This window comes from Streptomyces sp. CB01881, from assembly GCF_002953255.1.
In the GTDB taxonomy this organism is placed as follows: domain Bacteria; phylum Actinomycetota; class Actinomycetes; order Streptomycetales; family Streptomycetaceae; genus Kitasatospora.
Map to the genome: position 1 here is coordinate 5259498 of NZ_CP026498.1, position 8624 is coordinate 5268121.

The following is an 8624-nucleotide window of genomic DNA, read 5'->3' on the forward strand; positions in this document are numbered from 1 at the left end:
GAGACCGTCGCCGCCGTCTTCGTCGAGCCGGTGCAGAACGCCGGTGGCTGCTTCCCGCCGCCGCCCGGGTACTTCCAGCGCCTGCGCGAGATCTGCGACCGCCACGACGTGCTGCTGGTCTCGGACGAGGTCATCTGCGCCTTCGGCCGCCTGGGCACCATGTTCGGCGCCGACAAGTTCGGCTACCAGCCCGACATGATCACCTGCGCCAAGGGCATGACCTCGGGCTACTCCCCGATCGGTGCCACGATCATCTCGGACCGCCTCGCCGAGCCGTTCTACAAGGGTGACAACACCTTCCTGCACGGCTACACCTTCGGTGGCCACCCGGTCTCCTCCGCGGTGGCGCTGGCCAACCTCGACATCTTCGAGCGCGAGGGCCTGAACCAGCACGTCCTCGACAACGAGGCCGCCTTCCTCGGCACCCTGAACAAGCTGCGCGACCTGCCGATCGTCGGCGACGTCCGCGGCAACGGGTACTTCTACGGCATCGAGCTCGTGAAGGACAAGGTCACCAAGGAGTCGTTCAACGACGACGAGGTGGAGCGCGTGCTCTACGGCTTCCTGTCGAAGGCGCTCTTCGACAACGGCCTGTACTGCCGCGCCGACGACCGTGGCGACCCGGTCATCCAGCTGGCCCCGCCGCTGATCTCCGACCAGTCGACCTTCGACGAGATCGAGCAGATCCTGCGGACCAGCCTCACCGACGCGTGGGCGAAGATCTGACGACCTGATCTTTCTTCCTCACCCTCCGCCGAAGGGCGGCCCTGCTTCCAGCGGGGCCGCCCTTCGGTGCTTCCCGCTCCGTCCGCCACCCGGAATCCGTAGCGGAGACCAATCAAACACGCCTGTTTACGGGTGATTTGCCCTTGATGGACCAGTGCGCCGCAACCGCGCCGGGGCCCGATCGTTCTAATCTGACGACTGTCATATCCCTGCGGCCACCCAGGATGGAACCTCATGTCAGCGGCCCCGCCTGACAACGACGTGCTGTGGGCCCGGGGGATCGTCAAGTCCCATCACGGCACCCCCGCCCTGCGCGGTATCTCGCTCGGCGTCCGGGAGGGCGAGGTGCTCGCCGTCACCGGCCCACGAGGCTCGGGCAAGAGCACCCTGCTCGGCTGCCTCTCGGCCCTCCTCCCGGTCGACGAGGGCGAGGTCTGGTTCAACAGCGCCCCCGTCCACACCCTCGGCCGGGCCGGCCGCGAACGGCTGCGCCGCGACCGCTTCGGCTTCGTCGGCTCCGAACCGCACCTGGTCCCCGAGCTGACCGCCCGGGAGAACGTCGCCCTGCCACTGCTGCTGGCCGGCGCCGGCAACAAGGCCGCGTACACCGCCGCCGACGAGTGGCTGCAACGGCTCGACATCGGGGCCGCCTCCCGGCTGCGGCCCGACCGGCTGGTCCAGAGCCAGCGCCAGCGGATCGCCGTCGCCCGCGCGCTCGCCCCGCTGCCGCCGGTCGTCTTCGCCGACGACCCCACCGCCCCGCTCCACCGCGAGGCCGCCGACCAGGTCCTGCGGATACTGACCAGCGCGGCCCGCTCGCACCAGCTCACCCTCGTCCTGGCCACCCACGACCCCGAACTCGTCCGGTTCGCGGACCGCGCCGTCGCCCTCGTCGACGGACGGCTCGCCGCCCCCGTCGCGCCCGTCCCGCGCACCACCGCGCCGGCCGCCGGGCACACCGGGACGGCCGCGGCCACCGCCGGGCCGGGAACCACCGGGACGCCGGGAACCACCGGGGCGTCCGCCGTGTCGGCCACCCGCCGCTGACGCCGCCCCGCCGCTGAAAGAGTCGACGTGTTCTATCTCCGTCTGGCCCGGGGCTACCGGGTGCTCGACCTCGGCCGCTGGCTGCTCACCGCCGTGGCCGGCGCGGTCGTCGCCGCCTTCCTGCTACGGGCCCTCGGCCGGGCGATGAGCGACCCGCCGGGCGGCGCGGACACCGTCGCCCGGCTGCTCTGGTGCCTGCCACCGCTGGCCGCCGTCGCCTGGTTCGCCGCCGTCGCCGCCCGCGCGGTCCCCGCGCAACGGCCCGAACGGATCACCGGCCTCACCGCCGCCGGAGCCGGCTCGGCCCGGATCCGGGCCCTGATCGCCGGCGAGGTCGCGCTCGCCTGCGCGCTCGGCGCCGTGCTGACCCTGCTGCTCTTCCTCGTCCTGCGCAACGACATCGCCGGGCCCTCGCTCGCCGCCGACCTCGGGATGGGCGTCGAACTGCCGGCCGCCGCGCCGGTCACCCTGCTCGCCCTCGTACCGCTCACCGCCGGGATCTCCGCGGCCGGCGCCGTACCGCTCGCCGAGACCCTGCCCGGCAGCCCGCGGCCGGTCCGGACCGGCTTCGGCCCACTGCGGATCGCACTGCCCGTCGGCCTGGCCGTGATCGGACTCGCCCTGGAGCTGATCGCCCTGCGGCCCGGTGCCGCCGCCGACGGCCGCCCGATCCACCTGCCGGCCGGGCTCGGCACCACCAGCACCGCCGCCCTCGGCGGCTGGACCGCCGGCGCCCTCGGCCTCGCCCTGCTGACCGGCCCGCTGCTCTCCTGGGCCGGCCGGCTGCTCGCCCTCGGCCGGCCCACCCCGCTGCGGCTGCTGGCCGGGCGGGGCCTGACCGCGCAGGCCCGCCGGCTCGGGCCCCCGCTGGCCGTGCTCACCCTGACCCTCGCGCTGGTGCTCACCACCGTCCGCTACTGGATCGGAACGCCGGACAGCGCCGACGCCCTGCCCGCGATGGAGGCCTGCCTCGTGCTGGGCTGCACCGCGGCCGCCGTCGCGGCCCGGCTGGCCGAGCTGCGCAGCGCCCGCCGGGACGTCGCCGACGCACTGCTGCGGCTCGGCGCCTCGCCCCGGCTGCTGGCCGGGGCGGTGGCGCTGCGGACGCTGGCGGTCGGCACCGTCCTCCTGGTCACCGGCGGGCTGACCGCCGCCCTGGCCGCCGCCGGGCTCCGCTGAGCCGACCCGGGGGCGGGAGCGGCTGCCTCAGCCCGCCGCGGCGAGCTGGCCGCAGGCGCCGTCGATCTCCTGGCCGCGGGTGTCCCGGACGGTGGTGGGCACGCCGTGGGCCTGGAGCCGGCGGACGAACTCGCGCTCGTCCTCGGGCCGGGAGGCCGTCCACTTGGAACCCGGGGTCGGGTTCAGCGGGATCAGGTTGACGTGCACCCGGTGGTTCTTGATCAGCCGGCCCAGCAGGTCCGCCCGCCACGCCTGGTCGTTGATGTCCTTGATCAGCGCGTACTCGATGGAGATCCGGCGGCCGGACTTCTCCGCGTAGTTCCACGCCGCGTCGAGCACCTCGGCGACCTTCCAGCGGGTGTTGACCGGCACCAGCTCGTCGCGCAGCTCGTCGTCCGGGGCGTGCAGCGACAGCGCGAGCCGGCAGGAGAGGCCCTCGTCAGCGAGCCGGTTCATCGCCGGGACGAGGCCGACGGTGGAGACGGTGATGCCGCGCTGGGAGAGGCCGAAGCCGTCCGGCGCCGGGTCGGTGAGGCGGCGGATCGCGGCCAGCACGCGGTTGTAGTTGGCCAGCGGCTCGCCCATGCCCATGAAGACCACGTTGGACAGGCGCGCCTCGCCGCCCGGGATCTCGCCGGCCTTGAGCGCACGCATGCCGGCGGCGATCTGCTCGACGATCTCGGCGGTGGAGAGGTTGCGGGTCAGTCCGGCCTGACCGGTCGCACAGAACGGGCAGTTCATGCCGCAGCCGGCCTGCGAGCTGATGCACATCGTGACCCGGTCGGGGTAGCGCATCAGCACCGACTCGACCAGCGTGCCGTCGAACAGCTTCCAGAGCGTCTTGCGGGTGGTGTCGTCGTCGCACGAGACGTGCCGGACGACCGACATCAGCTCGGGCAGCAGGCTCTCGGTGAGCTTCCCCCGGCTGGCGGCGGGAATGTCCGTCCAGGCCTCCGGGTCGTTCGACATCCGGCCGAAGTAGTGGTTGGAGAGCTGCTTCGCGCGGAACGGCTGCTCGCCCAGCTCGGCGACGGCCTCCTTGCGCTCGGCGGGGCTCAGGTCGGCGAGGTGTCGCGGGGGCTTGGCGCCGCGCGGCGCGACAAAGGTGAGTTCTCCGGGCTTAGGCATGGTTCATCCAGTGTCGCAGACGTCAAGGGGTGGACCGACGGCGAAGCCCCCGGCGGGACGGCGAAGGCCCGGCAGGACGGCGAAGGCCTGGGGACCACGGCGAAGGCCCGGCGGCACGGCGAAGGCCCGACGGGCATGGCGAAGGCCCCGGACGACCGCTCGGGGGGTGCGGTCGTGCGGGGCCTTCGTACGGGTGGGTGCGCGGCGGTCAGCTGCCGACGAAGGCCGCCAGCAGCAGCCAGACCACCGGAGCGGTCGGCAGGAGCGAGTCCAGCCGGTCCATGATGCCGCCGTGACCGGGCAGCAGCGTGCCCATGTCCTTGATGCCGAGGTCGCGCTTGATCATCGACTCGCCCAGGTCGCCCAGGGTCGCGACGACCGCCGCGCAGCCGCCGAGGATCAGGCCCTGCCACCAGCTTCCGCCGTCGATGATCAGCTGCATCAGCAGCGCGCCCGCCAGCATCGACAGCCCGACGCCGCCGGCCAGGCCCTCGCGGGTCTTGCCCGGGCTGATCGTCGGGGCCAGCTTGGTCCTGCCGAACTTGTAGCCCACCGCGTAGGCGCCGGTGTCGCTGCAGACGGTGACGATCAGGAACAGGACGATCCGCTGCGGGCCGTCGTCGGCCGCCAGCATCAGCGCCACGAAGGTGGCCAGGAACGGGACGTAGAAGGCGGTGAAGATGCCGGCCGTTATGTCGCGCAGGTAGTTCTCCGGCGGCTCGGCCATCCGCCAGACCATCACCGCCAACCCGGTCAGCGCCAGCGAGGCCGCGGCCCACTGCACGCCGGACCAGTAGCCGGTGGCGATCATCGCGATGCCTCCCGCGACCAGCGGGATCAGCGGCGCCTTGATCTCCTTGCGCTCGGACAGCCGGCTGGTCAGCTCCCAGACGCCGACCGACACGGCCGCCATCACCACGACCAGGAACAGCGCCTTGACGACGAACAGCGAGGCGATGATCACCGCGCCGAGGCCGACCCCCACGCCTATGGCGGCCTGGAGGTTGCGACCACCGCGCTGCTTGCGCGGCTGCGGCTGCGGGTCGGGCTGGGCCACGGGTGTCTCCTGCCCTGGGGGGAACGACGGCACAGGGTGGGGCCGCCCTGCCGCCGCGTGGCTCTGCGGCGGCGCGGGGTACGCCGGAGCCCCCGGGTGCGGCGGCTGTCCGCCGTGGCCGGGGGTGGGGGCGACGTCGTCGGTGATCGCGCGCAGCACGACCGTCTCCGCCGCGCCCGGCACCGCCGTCCGGGGCTGTTCGTCCCGGAACAGCGGGCCGCTCAGCCGCCCGGCCTCCCGGGCCGGCCCCTCGACGGGGTCGGGCCCTGGGTCGGCCGGTACGGGAGGCATGACCTGAGTCTCCTCCGCGTCACCACCCCAGTACACCTGAGGCTGCTGCGAGTGACCCGTTCGGTGTCCGGGGGCACCCGCAGCAGCGCCCGGCGCGGACGGCTGGTACGGAGGGTGCGGCTGGTACTGCGGGTACTGCTGGTCGGATGGGCCCCAGTAGCCGGGGGCGTCAGGGGCGTCGTTCATCAGACTTCGAGCAGCTCGGCTTCCTTGTGCTTCAGCAGCTCGTCGACGCCGGCCACGTACTTGGCCGTGGTGTCGTCGAGCTCCTTCTCCGCGCGGCGGCCCTCGTCCTCGCCGATCTCGCCGTCCTTGACCAGCTTGTCGATGGCGTCCTTCGCCTTGCGGCGCACGGAGCGGATCGAGACCTTGGCGTCCTCGCCCTTGCCGCGGGCGACCTTGATGTACTCGCGACGACGCTCCTCGGTGAGCTCGGGGAGCACCACCCGGATGATGGAACCGTCGTTGCTCGGGTTGACGCCCAGGTCGGAGTCGCGGATCGCCTGCTCGATGGCCTTCAGCGCGGTCTTGTCGAACGGCGCGACGACCGCCATCCGCGGCTCCGGCACGGAGAAGGACGCCAGCTGGTTGATCGGCGTCACGGCGCCGTAGTACTCGGCCACGATCTTGGCGAACATCGCCGGGTGCGCGCGGCCGGTGCGGATGGCGGCGAAGTCGTTCTTGGCGACCTCGACGGCCTTCTCCATCTTCTCCTCGGCCTCGAGGAGGGTCTCTTCGATCACTGTGTACTCCCTGTCCGGTTCATCTGCTGGTGTCCCGACCGGTGTCGGCGTCGAAGCCGGTCGCGGTGTGGAGGGCGCCGGTCGCGGTGCCGGCGCCCTCCCGTACGGCTGACTGCTGCTCAGGCCCGGACAGAATCCTGGCTGATGAGTGTGCCGATCTTCTCACTCTTCACCGCACGCGCGATATTGCCCTCCGCCAGCAGCTCGAAGACGAGCATCGGGAGGTTGTTGTCCTTGCACAGCGTGATCGCGGTGAGGTCGGCGACCTTGAGGTCGCGGGCGATGACCTCGGAGTACTCCAGCGCGTCGAACTTGACCGCGTCCGGGTTGGTCCGGGGGTCGGAGTCGTAGACGCCGTCCACCCCGTTCTTGCCCATCAGCAGCACGTCGGCGTGGATCTCCAGTGCCCGCTGGACGGCCGTGGTGTCGGTGGAGAAGTAGGGCATGCCCATCCCCGCGCCGAAGATCACGACACGGCCCTTCTCCAGGTGCCGGACGGCGCGCAGCGGCAGGTACGGCTCGGCGACCTGGCCCATGGTGATGGCGGTCTGGACCCGGGTCTCGATGCCTTCCTTGACCAGGAAGTCCTGCAACGCGAGGCAGTTCATCACGGTGCCGAGCATGCCCATGTAGTCCGAACGGGCCCGGTCCATGCCGCGGACCTGCAGCTCGGCGCCGCGGAAGAAGTTGCCACCACCGATGACCACCGCCACCTCGGTACCGGCGCGGACGACGGTGGCGATCTCGCGGGCGATCGCGTGCACGACGTCCGGGTCGACGCCGAGCCCGCCGCCACCGGCGAAGGCCTCACCGGACAGCTTCAGCAGCACCCGGCGGCGCGAGCCGGCCTGCGGGTCCTGTGCGGTCTCCTGCGTCTCCTGCATGGACTTCTCCTTCTACACACCTACTGGTTCACAGGCGCTGGGGTACGGATCCCAGGCCCGCGCGTACACGCGAGGAGGCCACTGCCGCGGGAACCGGTACGGTGTCCTGCACGGCAATGGCCTCCTCGTCGTTCATGGTGCCGACGCGGCCCGCCCATAGACGGATGACGCTGGGGTGAGCCCGTTCGGCGCGTCCCTCCCGCCCTGGTCAGCGGGCGGGGGCGGTTCCCAGCCTAAGCGTGCCGGGAGTCCGTTGGGAACGTGGCTCAGGCGCCGACGCGGAAGCGGGCGAAGCGCTTGAGGGCGACGCCGTTCTCCTCGAGGACCTTGGCGACGGTCTTCTTGTTGTCCTTCGCGAAGGCCTGCTCCAGGACGGAGTTCTCCTTCACGAAGCCGGTGACGCGACCCTCGACGATCTTCGAGAGGGCGGCCTCCGGCTTGCCCTCCTCGCGAGCGGTGGCCTCGGCGACGCGGCGCTCGTTCTCGATGTCCTCGGCCGGGATGTCCTCGCGGGAGAGGTACTTCGGCGCGAAGGCGGCGATGTGCTGCGCGACGTCCTTGGCGACGTCGGCGTTCTCCTTGTCCAGCTCGACCAGGACGCCGACGGCCGGCGGCAGGTCGGGGCTGGTCTTGTGCAGGTAGACCGCGACGAAGCCGTCACCGTCGAACTGGGCGAAGCGACGGAGGACGATCTTCTCGCCCAGGGTCGCGTTGGCCTCGTCCACGAACTGCTGGACGGTCTTGCCGGCCTCGATCTCGGAAGCCAGGGCGGCGTCCAGGTCGGCCGGGGCGGACTTGGCGACGTGGGCGGCGATCGCGTCGGCGACCTCGACGAACTTGTCGCCCTTGGCGACGAAGTCGGTCTCGCAGTTGAGCTCGACCAGAACGCCGGACTTCTTGTCCTCGGCGATCAGCGCGGCGACGGCGCCGTTGGAGGCGTCACGGCCCTCGCGCTTGGCAACGCCCTTCTGGCCCTTGATGCGCAGGAGCTCGACGGCCTTCTCGACGTTGCCCTCGGCCTCGTCCAGGGCCTTCTTGCAGTCCATCATGCCGGCGCCGGTCACGGAGCTTCTTGACGTCCGCGGCGGTGAAGTTCGCCATGGTGTGAATCTCTTCTCGCGTCTCGCGTGTCTGCGTGGGGTTGTGCCGGGACCGCTGGTTCGGTCCCGGCACGGGAGAGAGGGGCACCAACCGGTGTCGTGCCGGCGGGTGCCCCTCGCCCTTGGTACGTCAGGCCTGCTCGGCCGGAGCCTCAGCGGCGGGGGCCTCGGCAGCCGGAGCCTCGGCGGCGGGGGCCTCGGCGGCGGCGGGGGCCTCCTCGGCCTTCTTCTCGCCCTCGATGAGGTCCTTCTCCCAGTCGGCCAGCGGCTGGTCGGCGCCCGGCTCGGCCTTGGCGTCGCCCTTGGCGACACCGGCACGGGACTTGAGGCCCTCGGCAACGGCGTCGGCGATCACGCGGGTCAGCAGGGTGACGGAGCGGATCGCGTCGTCGTTGCCCGGGATCTTGTAGTCGACCTCGTCGGGGTCACAGTTGGTGTCGAGGATGGCGACGACCGGGATGTTGAGCCC

The 8624-nt window shown here is 72.0% G+C and carries 8 protein-coding genes and 1 pseudogene; 3 read left to right on the forward strand and 6 right to left on the reverse strand.

Annotated features, from left to right (window positions below):
- The 3 genes from C2142_RS12765 to C2142_RS12775 form a co-directional block, all read left to right on the forward strand.
- On the forward strand, window positions 1-726 hold a 726-nt coding region (locus tag C2142_RS12765), incomplete at its 5' end, for an aminotransferase class III-fold pyridoxal phosphate-dependent enzyme (protein ID WP_148644743.1).
- Between the two features lie 234 nt (window positions 727-960).
- Window positions 961-1773 (forward strand): ATP-binding cassette domain-containing protein, encoded by an 813-nt coding sequence (locus C2142_RS12770; protein ID WP_148642758.1) that lies wholly within the window; start codon window positions 961-963, stop codon window positions 1771-1773.
- 27 nt (window positions 1774-1800) lie between these two features.
- Entirely contained in the window at window positions 1801-2952 is a 1152-nt protein-coding gene (locus C2142_RS12775) for a hypothetical protein (protein WP_148642759.1), read from the forward strand.
- 27 nt (window positions 2953-2979) lie between these two features.
- Here C2142_RS12775 and rlmN read toward each other — a convergent pair whose 3' ends face one another.
- The 6 genes and pseudogenes from rlmN to C2142_RS39705 form a co-directional block, all read right to left on the reverse strand.
- Window positions 2980-4080 carry a 23S rRNA (adenine(2503)-C(2))-methyltransferase RlmN gene (gene rlmN, locus C2142_RS12780; RefSeq protein ID WP_148642760.1) on the reverse strand — a complete coding sequence of 367 codons (1101 nt, stop codon included), beginning with the start codon at window positions 4078-4080 and terminating at the stop codon, window positions 2980-2982.
- A gap of 208 nt (window positions 4081-4288) precedes the next feature.
- On the reverse strand, window positions 4289-5614 hold the full coding sequence (locus C2142_RS12785) for a phosphatidate cytidylyltransferase (protein WP_148642761.1): 1326 nt from the start codon (window positions 5612-5614) through the stop codon (window positions 4289-4291).
- Window positions 5614-6171, reverse strand: coding sequence for a ribosome recycling factor (frr, locus tag C2142_RS12790; RefSeq protein ID WP_148642762.1), 558 nt, complete (start codon window positions 6169-6171; stop codon window positions 5614-5616). Before frr ends, C2142_RS12785 begins: the two co-directional genes overlap by 1 nt.
- Window positions 6172-6290: 119 nt before the next feature.
- Window positions 6291-7055: a UMP kinase gene (gene pyrH / locus C2142_RS12795; protein WP_148642763.1), complete on the reverse strand. Its 765-nt coding sequence runs from the start codon at window positions 7053-7055 to the stop codon at window positions 6291-6293.
- Between the two features lie 266 nt (window positions 7056-7321).
- Window positions 7322-8156: pseudogene (tsf, locus tag C2142_RS12800) on the reverse strand (translation elongation factor Ts).
- Between the two features lie 129 nt (window positions 8157-8285).
- A partial coding sequence (locus C2142_RS39705) for a 30S ribosomal protein S2 (RefSeq protein WP_241002543.1) occupies window positions 8286-8624 on the reverse strand: 339 nt, incomplete at its 5' end.